9 protein-coding genes are annotated in these 19,273 nt (G+C 75.0%); 5 read left to right on the forward strand and 4 right to left on the reverse strand.

From position 1 onward, the window contains the following. Positions 1-90: 90 nt before the first annotated feature. Genes AB0K00_RS34425 through AB0K00_RS34435 form a run of 3 tightly spaced genes read left to right on the forward strand, consistent with a single transcriptional unit; the run spans position 91 to position 6,109 of the window. Positions 91-2,928, forward strand: coding sequence for a hypothetical protein (locus AB0K00_RS34425; RefSeq protein ID WP_363529177.1), 2,838 nt, complete (start codon positions 91-93; stop codon positions 2,926-2,928). Beyond that, the gene (locus AB0K00_RS34430; RefSeq protein ID WP_363529180.1) at positions 2,925-5,768 is read left to right on the forward strand and encodes a hypothetical protein; all 2,844 of its coding nucleotides are present in this window, start codon (positions 2,925-2,927) and stop codon (positions 5,766-5,768) included. Before AB0K00_RS34425 ends, AB0K00_RS34430 begins: the two co-directional genes overlap by 4 nt. 11 nt (positions 5,769-5,779) lie before the next feature. After that, the gene (locus AB0K00_RS34435) at positions 5,780-6,109 is read left to right on the forward strand and encodes a hypothetical protein (RefSeq protein ID WP_363529183.1); all 330 of its coding nucleotides are present in this window, start codon (positions 5,780-5,782) and stop codon (positions 6,107-6,109) included. Positions 6,110-6,130: 21 nt separating this feature from the next. Here AB0K00_RS34435 and AB0K00_RS34440 read toward each other — a convergent pair whose 3' ends face one another. Then, entirely contained in the window at positions 6,131-7,063 is a 933-nt protein-coding gene (locus tag AB0K00_RS34440; protein ID WP_363529185.1) for a carbohydrate kinase family protein, read from the reverse strand. A 219-nt stretch (positions 7,064-7,282) separates the two neighbouring features. Then, positions 7,283-9,100 carry a discoidin domain-containing protein gene (locus tag AB0K00_RS34445; protein WP_363529188.1) on the reverse strand — a complete coding sequence of 606 codons (1,818 nt, stop codon included), beginning with the start codon at positions 9,098-9,100 and terminating at the stop codon, positions 7,283-7,285. A 276-nt stretch (positions 9,101-9,376) separates the two neighbouring features. Here AB0K00_RS34445 and AB0K00_RS34450 point away from each other — a divergent pair, with 276 nt between their 5' ends. Both AB0K00_RS34450 and AB0K00_RS34455 read left to right on the forward strand, forming a co-directional pair. Continuing rightward, positions 9,377-12,826 (forward strand): BTAD domain-containing putative transcriptional regulator, encoded by a 3,450-nt coding sequence (locus tag AB0K00_RS34450; protein ID WP_363529190.1) that lies wholly within the window; start codon positions 9,377-9,379, stop codon positions 12,824-12,826. A gap of 70 nt (positions 12,827-12,896) precedes the next feature. Continuing rightward, positions 12,897-16,364 carry an ABC transporter ATP-binding protein gene (locus AB0K00_RS34455; protein ID WP_363529192.1) on the forward strand — a complete coding sequence of 1,156 codons (3,468 nt, stop codon included), beginning with the start codon at positions 12,897-12,899 and terminating at the stop codon, positions 16,362-16,364. A gap of 98 nt (positions 16,365-16,462) precedes the next feature. On the opposite strand, the gene AB0K00_RS34460 is transcribed toward AB0K00_RS34455, so the two are convergent. Next, a complete protein-coding gene (locus AB0K00_RS34460) occupies positions 16,463-17,533 on the reverse strand; it encodes a hypothetical protein (protein WP_363529195.1) in 1,071 nt (356 codons plus the stop codon). 31 nt (positions 17,534-17,564) lie between these two features. Continuing rightward, positions 17,565-19,208, reverse strand: coding sequence for a diguanylate cyclase (locus tag AB0K00_RS34465; RefSeq protein ID WP_363529198.1), 1,644 nt, complete (start codon positions 19,206-19,208; stop codon positions 17,565-17,567). Positions 19,209-19,273 lie beyond the last annotated feature (65 nt).

Here is a 19,273-nt window from a genome sequence, read left to right on the forward strand (position 1 = left end):
GGCCCAGACGCCGCCTGGCCGCACGCCCAGCCGACGCCTGGACTCCGCCTCGCCTCGACCCCCTTTCCAACAGGGACTAAGGTCCACTACGTGCTTGGGCTGATCGTCGCCGCGCTGAGGGCCCGGCGCGCCGCGGCGGTCGTCATGCTGGTCCTCGCCGCCGTCACCATGGGCGCGGCCGTCGGCGCCGGCGCCGCGTCCGGCGTCCTGCAGAAGAACGCCGCCACCGCCAGGATCGACGCCGCCACCCCGGCCGAACGCACCCTGTCCGTCCGCTCCGCCGTCTCCCTCGGCAGCCAGCCCGACGACATCGTCAGCAAGTTCCAGGCGCTGATCACCGGCGTCCCCGCCGAACGCAGCGTGCTCGGCGTGCGGTACTCCGGCGTCCTGCGCGTGGACGACCTGCGCCTGCCGGCCGAGCTGCGCGCCGTCGACGGCTTCTGCGGCAACGCCACCATGCTGCAGGGCCGCTGCCCCGAACGCGACGGCGAGATCGTCCTGCCCCCCGACGTCGCCCGGCAGCTCGGCATCGCCGTCGGCGACCCGCTGCGCCAGGACGGCGGCTCTGGCACCGCCGTCGTCCCACTGCAGCTCGTCGGGCTGTTCGCACCCAGCGACCCGCTCGGCTGGTACTGGTCCGGGCTGGACGGCGTCGCCGCGTACACCACCCGCGGCACCGTCGCGAAACCCGGCGGCGCCGCCGTCGCCACCTACGACGCGCTGCTGCCCGCCACCGCCTTCGACCGCCCGGCCCAGATCTCCACCACCGTCAACCGGCTGCGCGCCGGCTCCCTCGAGGTCTCCTCGGCCGCCGCGACGCTCGCCACGACCGTCGCCGCCGACCGCCGCGGCGTGCGCCGCGGGCTGCTGCTCGTCCAGCTGCAGGTGCTGCTGTGCGGCGGCATCGCGATCGCCGTCGCCGCCGCCTACGCCGCACAGGAACGCCGCGCCGACGCCGCCCGCATGGCGATCCGGGGGCTGCCGCCGTGGCGGATCCTCGCCGGCACCGCCGGGCAGAGCCTCCTGCCACTGCTCATCGGTGCCGCCTGGGCCGTCGCGGTGCGCCCCGCCCTGTGGCAGGCCCTCGCGGTCGCGGTCCTCGTGGTCGTCGCCGCCGAGTGGCCGGCGACCCGGGCCAGCGTGCCGGCACTGCTGCGGGTCGTGCAGCCCCGCCGCCCACTGGTCGCGGCCACCCTCGAGGTGTGCGTGCTCGCCCTCGGCGCCGCCGCCGTGTTCCAGCTCGCCGCGGAGCCGCCCGCCGACGTGCGCCGCGACACCGGTCTCGGCCTCGGCCAGGCCGCAGCGCTGTTGATCGCACTGGCGGCGGGTGTACTGGCAACGCGCGCGCTCCTGTCAGCCGCCGGCTTCGCCGGCCGGACCGCCCTGGCCGGTGGGCGCGTCGGCGGCGCCCTCGCGGGCCTGACTCTGGGCCGCCGACGGACCGCGTACCGGATCGTGCCCGTCATCGCGGCCGCCACCTGCGTCCTGGCCGTCGCCGCGCAGGACTGGGCCGGGGCCGCGGGCGCCCGCGCCGACCGGGCCGCCGTCGAGGTCGGCGCCGACCGCGTGCTGCGGGTCGCGCCGATGGACCGGGAAGGACTCCTCGCCGCTGTCCGCGCCGCCGACCCCGGCGGCCGGGACGCGATGGCCGTCGCGATCGGCGCCGGCACCGGCACGCCGGTCATCGCCGTGGACGGCACCCGCCTGCGGGCCGTCACCGGCATCGCCCTGCCGTCGCTGCGCGCCGACGCACCGGCGCCGCTGACGTTCACCGCGACGACCCTGACGCTGCGCTCGGCGTCGGCCGGCTCGACGGTCACGCTCCAGCTGGCCGCCCCCGGCGAACGCGTCACCGCCGTCTTCCAGACCCCCGGCTTCCTCGCCGCACCCGGCACCGCGGCGACCGTCGAGTCCACTGTGGACGCCGCGGTGCCGCAGTGCGCGGCCGGTTGCCGGCTCGTCTCCGTCGAGACCAACCGCGGCCCCGTCGACCTGCTCGAACTGCGCGCCGGCGGCACCGTGGTCGTCGACGGCACCACGTTCGCCGACCCGGCCCGGTGGCGGACCACCCTCGCCAGAGCCGTCAGCACCGTGCAGGCCGGCCAGCGCGACGGCCACCTGCGCCTGCAGGACGTCGACCCGCCCAGCGAACGCCCCCGCGACAACCGCCTCTACGTCGTGGACACCCCGGTCCCACTGCCCGCCGTGATCGCCGGCGACCTCACGCTGACCGCCGACAACGACGTGCCCCGCGTGCGGGTCTTCGGCGCCGACGTACCGGTGGCGCCCCACGCCGTCACGTCCGTCCCGCGCGGCGGCGCCGAAGGAGTGCTCGTCGACCTCGAATACGCCGCCCACGTCGCCGGCCCGTCCGGCGGCGTCCCCACCACCGCCGCGGAACGCCTCGAGGTGTGGCTCGGCCCGTCCGCCCCCGCCGACCTGCCCGACCGGCTGCGCGCCGCCGGGCTCACCATCGCCGGCGGCGACAGCACCGCCGCGGCCACCGCCCGCGCCGCGCGCCTCGCCCCCGCGGTGACCCTGCTCGCCGGGCTCGCCGGCGGGCTGATCGCCCTGCTGCTCGCCGCGGTCACCGCCGCCGTCGTCGCGGCCGTCGACCGGCGGCAGCGCGGCGCCGAGCTCACCGCGCTGCGCCGCCAGGGCCTGCCGGCGCCGACCGCGCGCACCGTGGGCCGGTGGACGTCGGCCGCGCCGGTCCTCGTCGCCGTTCCCGTCGGCCTCGCCGCCGCGGTCCTGCTGCGGCTGCTCGCGCCGGCGCCGGTCCGCCCGTTCGCCGACCGCTGGCCGGTGCCGGTCGCACCCGTGCAATGGCTCGCGATCCTCGCCACGGCCGCCGTCGTGTTCGCGGTACTGCTACCGCCCGCACTGTGGTCCCGCTCCACCCGTGACGGCGCCGGGAGGTCCCGATGATCGGGCTGGTGTTCGCGATGCTGTGGTCGCGGCGCGGCCGGGCCGCCGCCGTCATGCTCCTGACCGCGCTCGCCACCGCCGGCGCGCTCGCCGCCCCCGTCTACCTCGCCCGCGCCGACGACCGGATCGTGCGCACCGAAACCGCGAGCGCCGCACCGTCGGAACGGACCGTCCTCATCACCGGCGAGGTCCAGTCCTCCGGCGGCGGCCGCATGGCCAACACGTTCCAGAGCCTCGCCGGCGGCTGGCTCGACACCCCCGGCTACGCCACCGTCTTCTCCGCGCAGTTCGCCGCCCAACCAGCGGAGATCCCCCGGGCCTCCGCCAGCCAGCTCAGCACCGTCCTGTTCCGCGAAGGCATCTGCGAGCACGTCCGCGTCGTGGCCGGCAGGTGCCTGATGGGCACCGGCGACACCGTGCTGACCGGGCGCACCGCCGACCGGCTCGGCATGCACCCCGGCGACGCCGTCGCGCTCAGCGGCTCCCGCTACGACACCGACCTCAAGCGGTACGTCGCGGCCGGACCGCCGACCGCCCTCACCGTCGTCGGCATCGTCGAGCCCCGCGACGCGACGGAACCCTACTGGGGCCGGGCCGGCGGCGCGCGCGACGCGTTCCACGTCGACCGGCGCACCCTGGACACGTTCGCCCGCCCGAGCGAGCTGCAGTCCTACGACGCGTACCCGCTGCCCGGCGCCATCACCGTCGAGACCCTTCCCGCGCTGCGCGAATGGGTCGTCGACGCGCAGCGCCGCAGCACCGACGAGGCGCGCCTCAACACCGACCTCGACGTGCTGCTGGACCGCATCGCCGAACGCCGCACCGAGGTCCGCGCCGCCGTGCCGTTCGCGGTCGCGCCCGTGCTGCTGCTCGCCTGGGCCGTCATCACCCTCGCCGTGTCCACCGTCATCCGGGTCCGCCGTTTCGAGCACGGCGTCATCGCGCTGCGCGGCGTCGCCCGTCCCGTCCGGTGGTGGCTGGCAACGGGGGAGACCCTGCTGTCCGTGCTCACCGGGGCGCTGCTCGGCTTCACCGCAGCCGGCGGCTGGCAGACCCGCGGCGCCTGGCCGTACGCTGCCGTCGCGGTCCTCGGCGCGCTCGCCGTCGCCGTCACCGTCGCGCTGCGCACCGTCTCCGCGCCCGTCTCCTCGCTGCTGCGGCAGGTCGACCGGCACACCGCCCGCTGGCGCGGCCTCGCCCTGGAAGGCGTCCTCGTCGTGGCCGCCGCCGTCGCCGTCGCGCAGGTCCGCGGCCGCCCCGGCGGCGTCGCCCTGCTCGCGCCGGCCCTCGTCATGCTCGCCGGCGCCGTCCTCGCCGGCCGGGCCGGGCCGATCCTCAGCGGCCTGTTCGCCGGCCGGGCGCTGCGCCGCCGCAGCGTCGGCCGGGTCCGGCTCGCCGCGGCGCTCGCCGGGTTCCGGTTGGCGCGGCGGCCCGTCGGCGCCCGCCTCCTGGCGCTGCTGACCCTCGCCGTCGGGTCGCTCGCCTTCGCCGCGGCCGCCACCTCCGCCGTCGACCAGCGCCAGCGCGACCAGGCCGACCTCGACACCGGCGCGCCGGTCGTGCTCACCGTCGACGCGACCAGCCGCACCCAGCTGCTGCGCGCGGTGCGGGCCGCCGACCCCGACGGCCGATCGGCGATGGCGGCCGTGCCGATCCGCCTGGCCGAGAACGGCGAACCGGGCGCCGTCGCCGTCGACGCGGCCCGGCTGCCCGCCGTCGCCCTCTGGCCCGCCGGCGCCGCCCCGGTCGTCGAGGTCGCGGCGCAACTGCACCCGCCACTGGCCGCGCCGCCGGTCATGCACACCGGCGCGACGCTCTCCCTCGACGTCACCGCCGCGACACTGGAGCGGACCGACATCGTCCTCGACGCCACCGTCGCCCCGCTCGACGGCCAGCCGACCGCCACCGTCGAACTGGGGACGCTCCTGCGGGGGCGCCAGTCGTACACCGCGGAAACCCCGATGTGCACGAGAGGATGCCGGCTGGTCCAGCTGACCGTCCGGCTGCCGCCATACGTCGGACCGACGATCGTGGTGACCCTGCACGCGCCGCCGGCGGCCCAGTGGCGCACCGCGCCGGGCGCGACCGCGACCACCGGCGCCGACGGCATCACGTTCACCCTGCCGATGACCTCGCAGCCCGCCGCCGGCGTCCTGCGCCCCGCGGGCGGCCCCGACCAGCTCCCGGTCCTGACCACGATGCCGCTGGACACGTTCAAGACGTTCGGCGGCAAGGAGGTGCCTGCGACCGTGTCCACCGCCACCCGGCTGCCGCGGGTCGGGACCACCGGCGCGCTCGTCGACCTCGAGTACGCCGATCTCTTCGCCGCCGACGACGGCCGCGCCGAGAACGCCGAGGTGTGGCTGTCGGCGACGGCCCCACCCACGATCGTCGACGCGCTGCGGGCACAGGGCCTCACCGTCACCGGCCGCCGCACCGTCGCCGAGACCCGCGCCGGCATCGCCGCCGGCGGCACCGCACTCGGCCTGCGCTTCTACCTCTTCGCCGGCCTGCTGTCGGTGGCGCTCGGCGCGGCAGGACTCGCCGTCGCCGCCATCGGCACCAGCAGTGCGGATCTGCGGGCGCTGCGGGTACAGGGCCTGCGCCGCTCGGCCGCCACACTGGTGGAGCCGCTCGTGGTCGTGGCGCTCGTCGCGGCCGCCGGGCTCGCGGGCGTCCTCTCGGCGGCGGTCGCCTGGGTCGCGGTCGGCGGCACCCTGCCCGGCCTGTCGGGGACGGGGCCGCCACCGCTCGCGACGCCCGCGGCGACCGTCGCGGGCGCGCTGCTGGTCCTCGCGGTCGCGGGCCTCGCCGCTCAGACCACCGCCGGCCGGCGCTGACCATGGGCCTGGTGATCCGCGCGGAGTCGCCGCTGCTCGTCATCGGCGGCGAAGGCTGCTATCCGCTCGCGGCTACGGTGGGGCAGCTGCTCGACGCGCCCGTCGTGCGACTCGCCGACTGCGGCGACGACGGCGATGACGTGCACAGCGTCGACCTGGATCAGCTGCAGCGTCTCGTGGACGCGGTCGACGGCGGCGAACTGGTCATCGTCGCCGGGGCAGTGGCGCTGGCGCTGCCACCGCTGCGCTGGGCGACCCGATGGCTGGTCGACGCCGCCGTCACCACCGACCCTGCCGCGGTCGCCGCCCTCACCCGCGGCGAGGCCACGCCGGACGCGTGAAGCGCACGGGGTTCCTGGGCTTCACGCCTCCACGCGGCCGTTGCGCCACTGGTCGGTGCCGCGGGCGCGGGCGATCGCCGCGTCCAGCTGCGCCGCGGTGATCTGCTCCTCGTGGGTGCCGGGGGCGCCGCACGCGAACGCGCCGGACACCGCACCCGCGAGCGCACACTCCTGCAGCGGGCGGCCGGCGAACCAGCGGCTCATGAACGCGGTGCTGAACGCGTCGCCGGCGCCGTTGCTGTCCACCACCGGCCGCTCCGGCGTGGCCACGGGGAACCGGACGATCCGCCGGTCGGCGCGGTCGAGGACACGGCAGCCGGCGGCGCCCTCCGTCGCCACCACCACCGAGGCCCGCCCCGCGTCGAGGATGGTGTGCATGAGGTCGTCGATCTTGTGCGGGGCCGCCTCGGCGCTGAGGAACACCAGGTCCGCCTCCCGCGCCAGCTCCATCGCCCACGGCGCCTCGCCGTCCCACGAGTGGATGTCGGTCGACGTGGTGATGCCCAGGCGTTGTGCGTCGGCGAACGCCTCCACCGCCCGGCCGGCGACGTGGACGTGCCGGGCCTGCTCCAGCGCCGGCAGGTACGCGTCCCGCGGCAGGCGCAGGCCGGCTGGGTGGCGCCCGTCGTAGAAGGAGAACCGGCGGCCGGCGGCGTCGACCAGGTTGACGCTGCGCGGGGTGCCGTTGGGTGCCGGTACGTGCTCGAAGTCCAGACCCACGGCCGCATAGCGGGCCAGGACCTGCGCGCCCTGCGCATCGTCGCCGAGGAAGTCGATGAACTTGGTCCGCAGCCCCAAGGCGTGGAACCCCAGCGCGACCCCGTTGCCCGAGTGCGCGACGTAGTCCCGGACGGGCTCGACGTGCAGCAGGTCGCCCGGCGGGATTTTCAGGTCCGGGACCCGGACGATGGTGTCGATCCCGACCCCGCAGAGCACCAGCACGTCCAGCGACATTGCGACAGCTTAGCCGGGGCAGACGGGTCCAGCTGTCATGGTCGTGCACCGCCACACCGTTGAAGGAGGCGTACCGCGCCGCCGCCGTGTCCACAGTGGACAACTGGGCGGTCAGCCCGGCCCTGGCGATGTGCGGGCGGCCGGATCCGGGCGACGGACCGGCCGACCGCTCCCCGGCCACGCCGCTGTGCCGTAGCCGGGGAGCGGGAAAGCGGCAGGCTACGGAGGGCAGCAGGCCGCGCCGTACACCTGGAACTCCCACAGCGAGTAGCCGTAGGCCGTCGCGCGCTGGGTGCCGTTGACCCGCACGTAGCGGCCGCTGCCCGTCACGTTCAGGGTCTGCACGCCGCCGGTGCCCGTCGTCGTGGAGTAGATCGTCGTCCAAGTGGTGCCGTCGGTGGACGTCTGCACCTGGAACGCCCTCGCGTACGCGGCCTCCCAGTTCAGCACCACCTTGTTGATCGACGTGAGCGTGCCGAGGTCGACGCGCAGCCACTGCGGGTCGCTGAACGCGCTCGACCAGCGGGTGCCGGTGCTGCCGTCGGTAGCGTTGGCCGCGGCGGTCCCGGCGTTCTCCGTGGAGGACGCCGTGGTCGGCTTGCCCTGCGAGACGAGCGTGCCGCCGGTGCTGCCGGTCGGCGTCCCGGCGACGGCCATCTCCCAGAGCGAGTAGCCGTAGGCGGTGCCGCGCTGGGTGCCGTACATCCGCACGTATCTGCCGTTGGCGTTGACGACATAGGTGTCTGTGCCGCCGTCACCGGTGGTGGTGGCGGCGATGTCGACCCAGGTGAGCTGGTCGTTCGAGACCTGGATCTTGTACGCCTTGCCGTACGCCGCCTCCCAGTTGAGGCTGACGTTCGTCAGGTGGTAGGACTGGCCCAGGTCCACCGCCAGCCACTGCGGGTCGCTGAACGCGCTGGACCAGCGGGTGGTGAGGTTGCCGTCGGTGGCGCACGCCGGGCAGTTGCCGGCGTTCTCCGTCGACGACGCGGTGGTCGGCTTGCCCTGCGCGACGTTGTTCGTCGGCGGAGGCGGCGGTGGCGGGGTGGTGGTGCCCGGGCCCTTGTTGTAGACGGCGACCCAGTCGATGTTCATCTGCCCGCCGGAGATCGTGGCGGCGTTGGGCCCGCCGCCGAACGCGTCGGGGAACCCGCCGCCGATCGCCAGGTCGTAAATGATGAAGAACGGGTGGTGCACCGCGTTGGCCCAGGTGGTGGCGTCGACGCGAGTGGCCGGCAACGTGAAGTACAGCGCGCCGTCCAGGTACCAGCGGATCTCCTCCGGCGACTTGGACCGGTCGATCTCCACCGCGTAGGTGTGGTAGCCGGTCTGGCAGCCGGGGCATGGCCGCTCGCCGCTGCCGAGCCCGGTCGACTCGTTGCACGGGCCGCCCGGGTTCGTGCCGCAGTGCAGCGTCCCGAACAACGAGCTGCGCCCGTTGATGTCCTCAAGGATGTCGACCTCGCCGCTCGTCGGCCACGGGGTGCCGGTGCGCAGGGTCGAGCCGAGCATCCAGAACGCCGGCCAGTACCCGGCGCCGTTGGCGGTCGTCACGTTCGGCTGCTGGATCGAGGACTCCATGCGGACCACGCCGCCGGCCTCGGCGCCGTACGTCGCGGCCTGGGTCTCGATCCGGCCCGACGTCCAGCCGGCCCGCGGGTCGGTCCCGCTGTGCAGGGCGCGCAGCACCAGGTGACCGTTGCCGTCGTGGAACACGTTGGCGGTGCTGTTCGTCATCGTCTCGATCTCGCCGGTGCCGAAGCTGCTGCCCGGCCCGGTGTCGTACTTCCAGTTGGCGGTGTTGATCCCGGTGCCGCCGGCGGCGTCGAAGTCGTCGCTCCAGGTCAGGTTGAACCCGGCCGGCGGGGCGGGCACCGCCGCGGCGGCGGCGAGCCGGGCGGTCTGCAGGCCGCTGTCGGATGCTTCGGTGCCGGCGTACGCGACGGCGGTGATCGCGGCCAGGGCGATCGTGGCGACGGCGGTGCCGGCGGCCGCCCAGCCACGGATGCGGCGCCGGCGGTGGGTTGGATCGTGCATGGGGGTCTCCTCGGGGCGGGACGCGCGGAGCGCGGCGGGGTCCACCCGGTGCGGACGCGCTGGCGGGCCGACGGCGGATCGGCGGGCCGGTGGGGGTCGTCCGGGCCAGGGGAAGTCCGACCACGGTGATCGGTCGTGGTCGATGCGGGTACGCGAGAGAGCGCTCTCTCGGCACGCTACCAGTGGACGTCGATTCGTCCAACCCCTGCCTTCGCCGGATGCGTACCGTCGACGGTGCTCGACGGGTCACCGGGCGGTGGAGGCACAATCGGTGGCGTGCGGGTCGGGGTGCTGGGGCCGCTCGAGGTGCGGGCCGCGTCCGGCACGCCCGTCGAGGTCGGTGGCGCGCGCCTGCGGGTCCTGGTCACGCTCCTCGCGCTGGACGCGGGGCGGACCGTCACCGCCGCCCGGCTCGTCGACGGCATCTGGGGCGACACCCCGCCGGGCGACGCCGGCAACGCGCTGCAGTCCCTGGTGTCGCGGCTGCGGCGGGTCCTGCCCGACGGGATGCTGGGGGCGCGGCAGGGTGGATACCTGCTGGACGTCGACCCCCTCGACGTCGACCACCTGCTGTTCGCCGACCTCGTCGACCGGGGGCGCGCCCTGCTCGCCGACGACCCGGCCGCGGGCGTGGCGGCGCTGCGGGAGGCGGAGGGGTTGTGGCGCGGGCCGGCCCTCGCCGACGCGGCGGACGCACCGTTCGCCGCCGGGTGGCGGGCCCGGCTGGACGAGCTGCGCCTGGCCGCCGCCGAGGACCGGATCGACGCGGAGCTCGGCCTCGGCGTCCGCACCGTGGCCGAGCTGGAGGCCATGGTCGCGGCGCACCCGTTGCGGGAGCGGCTGGTCGGGCTGCTCATGCGCGCGCTGTACGCCGACGGCCGCACCGCCGACGCGCTGCGCACCTTCGACCGTTGCCGCGCCCGCCTCGCCGACGAGCTGGGCGCAGACCCGTCACCGGCCCTCGCCGACGCACACTTGGCGATACTGCGAAGTAGGCCGATAAAAGCTGAAAAATCGGGTCCTGGTAGTGGGGGTGGCGCCGCGCTGGGTCGCGGCAATGGCGGGCCGGATGGTGGAGCCGGCGCGGCGACGGATGGCGGCGGCGGGCTGGCTGGTGGGGGCGGCGCGGCAACGGGTCGTGGCGGCGCCGCGGCAACGAATGGTGGCGACGGTGGGCCGGCTGGTGAGGGCGGCGCGGCAACGGATGGTGGCGTCGGTGGTCTGGCTGGCGAGGGCGGCGCGGCGGCGGGACGTGGCGGCGGCGGGCCAGCGCGGCGAGACGGCGCGGCGACGGATGGCGGCGGCGGTGGGCTGGCTGGTGGGGGCGGCGCGGCGACGGGTCGTGGCAACGGCGGGCCGGCGCGGCGGGGGAGCCTGCGGGTGCCGTTGACCAGCTTCGTCGGCCGGGACGAGGAGGTCCGCACCGTCCGGGACCTGGTCGCCCAGGCGCGTCTCGTCACGCTCGTCGGGCCCGGTGGCGCTGGCAAGACACGGCTGTCCACCGAGGTCGGGCGCGGACTGCGGGACGTGCCCGAAGACGGCGTGTGGCTGGTCGAGCTGGCCACCGTCACCGACCCCGACGACGTCGTGCAGGCCGTGTGGACCGCGCTCGGCATGCGCGACCCGTCCGCCGCGCCCGGTCCGGCCCGCCGCGTCCACGCAGGCGACGGATCGCTGGCGTTGGACCGGCTCGCCGAAGCACTGGCGTACCGGCGGATCCTGCTCATCCTCGACAACTGTGAGCACGTCGTCGGCGCCGCGGCCGCCCTCGCCGACAGCCTCCTCGGCGACTGCCCCTACCTGCGCATCCTCGCCACCAGCCGGGAGCCGCTCGGGATCACCGGGGAGGTCCTGCTGCTGGTCGGGCCGCTGCCGGGAGACGGGCTGGACTCGCCCGCGGCACGGCTCTTGTCCGATCGTGCGGCGGCGGTACGACCAGGCTTCCAGCTCGACGGATCCGCCCTTCGGATCTGTCGCGCGCTGGACGGCATGCCGCTGGCGATCGAGCTGGCGGCGGCCCGGTGCCGGTCGATGACCGCCGCGCAGGTCGCGGACCGGCTCGACGACAGGTTCCGGCTGCTGACCCGGGGGAGCCGCACGGCGCTGCCGCGGCACCAGACGCTGCGGGCGGTCGTCGACTGGAGCTGGGACCTGCTCACCGACGCCGAGCGGGTGATGCTGCGCCGGCTCGCCGTGTTCCCGGGCGGGGCGACCCTGGACGCTGCGGCCGCCGTCTGCGACCCCGGCGGGACGCTCGGCGACCCGGTGGAGCTGGTCGCGGCGCTGGTGGACAAGTCGCTGCTGGTCGAGGACGACGGCCGGTACCGGATGCTGGAGACCATCCGCGCATACGGGCTGGAGCGGCTCGAGGAGCACGGGGAGACGGCCGCGCTGCGGCGGCGGCACGCGACCTGGTTCCTGGCGCTCGCCGAGCGGCTCGAGCCGAGCCTGCGCACCTCCGAGCAGCTCAAGTCGCTCGCGGTGCTGTCTGCCGAGCACGACAACCTGCACGGTGCGCTCCGGCGGGCGATCACCGACGGCGACGCCGACCTGGCCGTGCAGTTCGTGCTGGTCCTCGGCTGGTACTGGTGGATGCGCGGGCATCGGGTCGAGGGTGCCGGCCTGGCCGTCGCCGCGCTCGGGCTGGACGGGCCGACCGACCCCGACGCGCGCGCGATGGCGTGCGGTGTCGCCGCGGTCAACGGCTTCGACGGGATCGGTGAGACCAGGCAGGTCGAGGCCTGGTTCCAGGAGGCGTTCACGTATCAGGGCGAGCATCCGATGTTCCGGCTGTTCCAGGCGGTCTCGCTGCTGTTCCGGGAAGGATCGACCGACGCCACGCTCGAGCACATCGGTGTGCTGGCCCGCGACCCCGACCCGTGGCTGGCGAGCCTCGGGGAGCTGCTGCTGTGCCACGCCGAGATGAACGTGGGCATCCCGTACGACGCCGCGGCCCGGCGGTTCGACAAGGCGCTCGCCGGGTTCCGCGAGATCGGCGAGCGGTGGGGGATGGCGGCCTCGCTGCAGTCGCTCGCCGAGGTTCTCGCCCGCCGCGGCGAGTACGCGGCCGCCGTCGATCACCTGGAGGAGAGCCTGCGGCTGTTCGCCGAGCTCGGCACGACCGAGGACCGCTCGGCCGCCGAGGTCCGGCTCGCCCAGCTGCACGAGCTGCTCGGGCACCCCGAGCAGGCGGCGGCGGTCCTGGCCGGGGCGCGGCGCACGGCGCTGCAGGTCGGGCTGCCCGACGGGATCGCGTTCGTCGAGTACGTGTACGCCGAGCGGGCGCTGCGGGCCGGCCGGCTGGACGAGGCGCGGCGGCACTTCAACGACGCGGCGGAGATCCTCGCCGGGGACCGCGCGTCACCGCAGATGCTCGCGGCGGTCCACGGTGGACTGGCGGTCGTGCGCGCGTTGGAGGGAGCGCCGGGCGATGCCCGTACCATGGCTGCGGTTGCTCTTGCACACGCGCGCAGCGCGTTCGACGGACCCGTCGCGGGTGCGGTGCTCGAGGACGCGGCGGAGGTCATGCTGCTGGACGGCGACCCGGCCCTGGCCGTGACGCTGCTCACGGCGGCCGAGAAGATCCGTGGTGGCCCGGACCACACCCGGCCGCACCTGGCCGCGCTCGCGAGCGCCGCATCCGAGGCGCTGACGGCAGAGGAGCACGCCGCGGCGGTCGCCCGGGGGCGGGCCACGACGATCGAGACCGCGGCCGATCTCCTGTAATTGGATTGAAAATGCCCGGGGTCGCGGCGCAGTCTGAGAGGCCGCCACAACGATCCGGGGGGATCCCACCATGCGCCTGCTCCGTGACCTCTGGGCCACGTCGCCGCGCCGCACCGGTCTGGTGGTGTTCCTGGTCATCGTCGGCGCCGCCGGTCAGGCCGCCGCGGCCGGCGTGGCCGGGTCGGTCCTTATACATCGATCATGGGCGATGTTCACGGTGCTTGCCGTGGCCCTCGTCGCCGCCGTGCTCACCGACCTCGTCGTCGGGCTCATCATGGCCCGGCTCACCGCCGACTGGTCCGCCGACGTCCGCCGGCGGCTGTGCCGCGTCGCGTTCGGCCAGGACCTGCCGACGCTGGAGACCACACCCGTCGGCGAGCTGCTCGACCGCATCGACGGCGACGTCTACCAGGTCGCCTCCGAGATGCGCGGCAGCGGCGTGCGGATCGCCCAGTCGCTCGCGTTCGGCGTCCTGTCGATCGCGACCACCATGTATGTCTGGTGGCCCGCCGGCATCGCCATGATCGTGCTCGTCGTCGGCCTCACCATCGTGCTGCGCAAGCCGACGGCGAAGATCGGCACCGCCCGGATGGGCGAGGAGGAGGCCTGGTCCGACCTGGCCGCCGTGATGGAGGAGTCCATCCACGGCCAGGACGACGTGCGCACCAGCCTCGCCCGGCCCTATGTGCTGCGCCTCTACGCCCACCGCGCCAGCGTCGTGCTCGCCCGCGGCCGACAGGTCTGGACCCGCTCCGGCGCGGTCACCGCCGTCGCCGCCGGGACCGTCCGCGCCGGCATCGCCGTCATCGTCGTCGCCGGCCTGTGGGCCATGGCCACCGACCGGATCGACGGCGCCCGGCTCACCGCCGTGTGGCTGCTCGCGCTCGGCTTCGGTGCCACCGTCGAGCACACCAGCCGGATGGTGCCGGAGCTGCAGTACGCGCTCGGCGCCTGGGGCCGCGTCCTGCTGCTGCGCGACTCGCCGCAGGAGCCGGCCGGCGGCTCCGAACCCGTCGAGGGCGACCTGGTCGTGCGGGACCTCACGTTCCGCTACGCCAAGGGCGAGCAGGACGCCGGCCGGCGGGCCGCCCTGCGCGACGTCAACCTCACATTCCTGCGCGGCAGGTCCTATGCGCTCGTCGGCCGCACGGGCTCCGGCAAGTCGACCCTGGCGAAGGTCCTCACCCGCGCCGTCGACCTGCCCCGCGGCACCGTCTTCCTCGGCGGCGTCGACCTGCTCGACCTCGACGTGGAGGCGCTGCGCCGGTGGATCGCGGTCGTGCCGCAGCGCACCGAGATCCTCGCCGGCACCGTCGCGGAGAACATCGCCCTGTTCGACCCGCTGCTGATCGAACGCGCCGGTCAGGCCCTGGACGAGCTCGGCCTCACCTCTTGGGTCGCCGAGCTGCCGGACGGCATGCAGACGAAGCTCGGCGAGGGCGGCCACGTGCTGTCCGCCGGCCAGGAGCAGCTGGTCGCGTTCGCCCGCATCGTGGTGCGCGACCCGCAGGTCGTCATCCTCGACGAGGCCACCGCGCGGCTCGACCCGGTCACCGAGGCCCAGGTGCAGCGGGCCACCGACCGGCTGCTGGTCGGCCGGATCGGCATCATCGTGGCGCACCGGCTGTCATCGGTACGCCGCTGCGACGAGGTCGTCGTCCTCGCCGACGGCGCCGTCGTCGAGGCCGGCCCGATGTCGTCCTCCGCCCGGTTCGCCGAGCTGCTCGCCGCCTCCACGGTGCGCTCTTCGGTGCCGGTCGCCGCCGGGTCGTCGATCGCCGTCCTGGAGCCGGCCCCGCTGGAGGGCTCGCTCGTCTCGTCGTTGTCGGACAAGACCGATCCGCCGCCACTGCCGAAGCTGCCTCGGGCCCGCACGCTGTGGAACATCTACAAGCTCGCCACCAACGACGCGCGGTATGGCCTCGTGTCCGTCGTCATGTTCGCCACGATGGTGTTCCTCGGCCTCGACGGCTCCGTGCTGCCGTGGCTGTGGGCCGACCTCGTCGACGGCAGCGGCGGCACCCTGTGGCCCGCCGTCGGCATCGTCACCGGGCTGCTGCTGCCGCTGCCCCTGCCGTACTACACCGGCAGATGGTTCCCCGAGTGGTGGGTCCGGCAGCTGCTGCGCATCAGCCTGCGCCTCGTGCACGGCCAGACCGGCCCGCGCCGGGTCAGCAGCCACACCCCCGCCGAGGTCGTCGCCCAGGGCGGCGACACCGAACGCGTCGTCGTGCTCGCCGACAACCTCATCGACCAGTGGATCTGCGCCTTCGTCCTCGTCTCGATGACGCTGGTCTCGGGCTCGCTGGTGCCGGCGGCGTTCATGGCCGCCACGATCGTCGTCTCGGGTCTCACCGCGACCCTGTTCGGCCCGGTGCTGAAACGGTCCGCGACGAAGACCGTCGCCGCCCGGGCCGCGTTCGCCACCGCCCTGGTCTCGTCGCTGTCCGCGGCCCGCACTGTCAAGCTCGCCGGCGCCACCCGGCCCGTCCTGGACCACCTCGCGAAGCTCGACGACATCCGCAGCGCCCGGCAGCGCTGGGAGATCTCCATGCAGGTCTGGGCCCGCTCCACCCCCGCCATCGCCAGCGGCCTGCTGCCGATCGGCGCCTGGGCCCTGTTCCTCACCGGCGGCCTCTCCGCCGGCGCCACCCTCGTCGCCGTGTCGACCCTCGGCTCCGCCCGCTGGTTCGCGTGGACGACCGCGTCGCTGGTCTCGCAGCTGCCGTCGGCCCGCGTCTGGACCCGCCGCACCGTGGCGATGACCGGCGAGGGGGAGTACGCCGCCGCCGTCCCCGGCGTCGACATCTCCTCCGGCGCCGCGCCGGCCCCCGTCACGCCGCCGCGCCGCCCGCTGCGCCGCCTCGACCTCGACGGCTTCACCGCCGTGCACGAGGACGGCACCGTCGCCGTGCGCGACCTCGACCTCACCGTCTCCCGCGGCGAGCTCGTCCTCGTCGTCGGCCCCGTCGGCTCCGGCAAGTCCTCACTCCTGCGCGCCCTCGCCGGCATCGTGCACCACACCGGCGCCCTGCGCTGGAACGGCGAGCCCGTCACCGAACCCGAGATGTTCCTGCGCCCCAACCAGATCGGCTACGTCGCCCAGCTGCCCCGGGTCCTGTCCGGCACCGTCGCCGACAACATCCGCCTCGGCCACGAGGTCGACGCCGACGACGCCGTCTCCACCGCCCAGCTGACCCACGACCTCGCCGCCGCCGGCGCCGGCCTCGGCCTGCTCATCGGCCACAAAGGCACCCGCCTGTCCGGCGGCCAGCTGCAGCGGCTCGCCCTGGCCCGCGCCCTGGCCCCGCGCACCGAGCTCCTCATCGCCGACGACGTGTCCTCGGCGCTGGACGTCACGACGGAGCTCGCCCTGTGGCGCGCCCTGCGGGACCACGGCGTCACGGTCATCGGCTCCACCTCGAAGCGCGCCGCCCTCACCCAGGCCGACCGCGTGGTCGTCCTCCTGGACGGCACCGCCGCCGCCCAGGGCACCTGGCACGAGCTCGAGGACCGCTGGGGCCACCTGGCCGGCTGACGGTCATGTCCGGCGACGGACTCACGCGCGTGCGCGCCGCACCCGAAAGACCGGGGGCCGAGGTAGTGAGGCCACGACAGGTCTGACGTCCGTGCTCGCTATGCCATGCCGGCGGTGGGGTGGGCCGCGGTGGGCGTGGTCGTGCGGCGGTTGGTGCGCCAGGCGCGGATCGCGGCGACCGGGACGGCGAGTGCGGGGGTGAGCATGAACAGGACCGGGACGGCGCCGCCGCGGCGGACGGAGACGGTGTAGCCGTCGGCCCGCAGGAGCTCCTGGATGCCTTCGTTCAGCAGCGGGGCCGCGAGGACGACGGCGAGCGCGATCCAGGCCGGGGCGGCCACCGCGGTGAATGTGGCGAAGCCTCGGAACCATTTCGGCAGGAACGGGATCGCGCACAGCAGCACGGCGAGGCCGACGATGACGGCCGGCCAGAGCAGTGCCCAGCCGCCGAGCTCGAACACGGTGTATTTGACCCGCTCGACGGTGCCGTTCCGCAGTGCCCAGAAGTCGTCGTCGAGCAGGGTCGGGGCCGTGACCATGCTGACGCCCGCGACCAGGGCGACGAGCACCCGCAGCTCGGCGGGGCCGGCGAGGACGAGCAGGACGGTCAGGGCCAGCAGCGTCACCCCGAGGACGGCGACGACCCATCCGCCGTGGGCGTAGGCGCCGACGATGCCGTCGCTCTCGTCGTCGGTGGGTTTCACCGCCGGCAGGTGCGCGGTCGCCAGTCGTGCGTCGAGCCGGTCGAACTTCAGCTTCAGGACCGCCAGCAGGACGGACATCAGGACCGCGACGAGCATCGCCGGCAGGCCGACGGTGAAGCGCAGGGTGTCCGGCGACTTCAGCAGCGCGCCGGTGAGGACGACCAGCAGCCCGGCGCCGACCAGGTACGCCACCCAGTACACGGGGGTGTCCCGGCCGTGCAGCTCGAACAGGGTCGCGGAGCCGCCCGGATGGGCGGCGACGAACGTGACCCGGCCGCCAAAGTACAGCAGGACCGTCGCGATGAGCGAGACGACGGTCAGCCCCCAGGTCGGGCGGCGGGCCGCGGCGGGGGCCCGTCTGAGGCGCCGGCACACCACCAGCAGGCCGAGGGTCGCCAGCATGCTGGCCGCCGTCAGCACTGTGACGGCGGTGGCCTCCGCCGACGACGGTGCCAGGTCCCCCATGCGTGTCCTCCCCCGGATCGACCGGCCGATACTAGAGGACGTCGATGCCCGAGCTAGAGCGCGACCTGCAGGGCGACGCGGCCGGCGCGGGTTTTCTTCGCTGCGTACATGGCGGCGTCGGCGCGGGCGATGAGGGTGTCGGCGTCGAGGGTGCCGGGGGGGCCCAGCTGACCCCGATGCTCGCCCGCGGCAGGATCCGCACCGTGCCCGCGTCCGTGTCGAAGTGCAGGGCGGCGGTGTCGGCGGCGAGGGCGGTGGCGAGGGTCTCCGCGATCCGCCGGGCCTGCGGCTGGCCGGCGACGTCGCAGCAGACGACGACGAACTCGTCGCCGCCGAAGCGGCCGACCACGTCGCCGTCGCGCACGGCGGCGCGCAGCAGGGAACCGACGTGGGTGAGGAGGCGGTCGCCGGCGGCGTGGCCGTGGCGGTCGTTGACCGCTTTGAACTCGTTGAGGTCGACGAAGACGACGGCGACGCCGCGGTTCGTGGCCGGCTGGGCCAGTGCCTCGTCGAGGCCGGTGAGGGTCGCGGCGCGGCTGCGGCAGCCGGTGAGCGCGTCGTAGGTGGCCTGCCGGTGCAGCTCCTCGCGCATCCGGACCGCGTCGGTGACGTCGGTGAGGCAGATGATGGCGCCGGTGATCTGGCCGTCGGGGGCGGCGAGGGCGCGGACCTTGGCGTCGATGCGGCGCAGGCCGGTGCTCTCGTGGCGGAAGCCGTATTCGAGGTCGACGTCGACGCCGTCGCGCAGGACCCCGTCGAGGGCGGCGGTCACGGTGGGCAGGTCGCCGGGGATGACGCCGGCGGCGAGGATGGCGTCGCTGAGGATCTCGCCTTCCTCGATGCCGATGGTACTGGCGACGCGCGCGTTGCGGTACACGATGCGCCGGTCGGCGTCGAGCTGCACGATGCTCATCGGCAGCGCCTCGGTGAGCCGGCGCAGCAGCTGCTCGCTGGCGCGCAACGCCTCCTCGGCGGCCATCTCGTCGGTGATGTCGAGCATCTCGCCGAGGACGTGCGGGTGCTCCGGCGCGCCGAGGAAGCTGTGGTTGGTGATCTCGAACCAGATGGCGTGGCCGTCGCGGTGCAGGTGCCGCAGCCGGACCGGGCGGGCCTCCCCGGACGGCACGGTGAGCAGGTCCATCCAGCTGGAGATGGCCCGCTGGTGGTCGTCGGGGTGGACGAGGTCGATGGCGCGGCGGCCGACGAGCTCCTCGGCGGTCCAGCCGAGCAGCCGCACGATGCCGGGGTCGGCGTCGGTGATGACCGCCGTCTGGTCCTTGCGGACGGTGACGAGCCGCGGCCGCACCGCGTCGACGCCGAGCGCGTCGGGCTGGCCCTCGAGCCCGGTGATGCAGCAGGTGTACAGCCCGAAGCGGTGCGTCGTGTCGATGATGTGCATCCGCGCGGTCGCCCCGGGTGCGGCCTTCGGGTGGAACGCGCAGCTGGCGGTGCCGTCGGTGATGGCCCGGTGCCAGGCGTCGACGACGGCCGGGTGGTCGTCGCCGATCACGAGCCCGAGCGCCGAGGCCGGCCCTTCCAGAGGGCGCATGCCGGTGCGCCGCAGCTCCTCCGGCAGGGGCGCGAACAGGCCCTGGATGGTGACGGCGCTGACGAACGCGTCGGGGTGCGCCGCCAGCAGGGCGGCGAAAGCGGCGTCGCGCGCGTCGGTGTCCATCGTCGATCCGGCCATGTCAGCGTCATCGGCCGGTCAGTACTGCGCTGAAGACCTTCCCGTGTGAC

Origin of the sequence: Dactylosporangium sp. NPDC049525, from assembly GCF_040676755.1 — a bacterium.
Lineage (GTDB): Bacteria > Actinomycetota > Actinomycetes > Mycobacteriales > Micromonosporaceae > Dactylosporangium.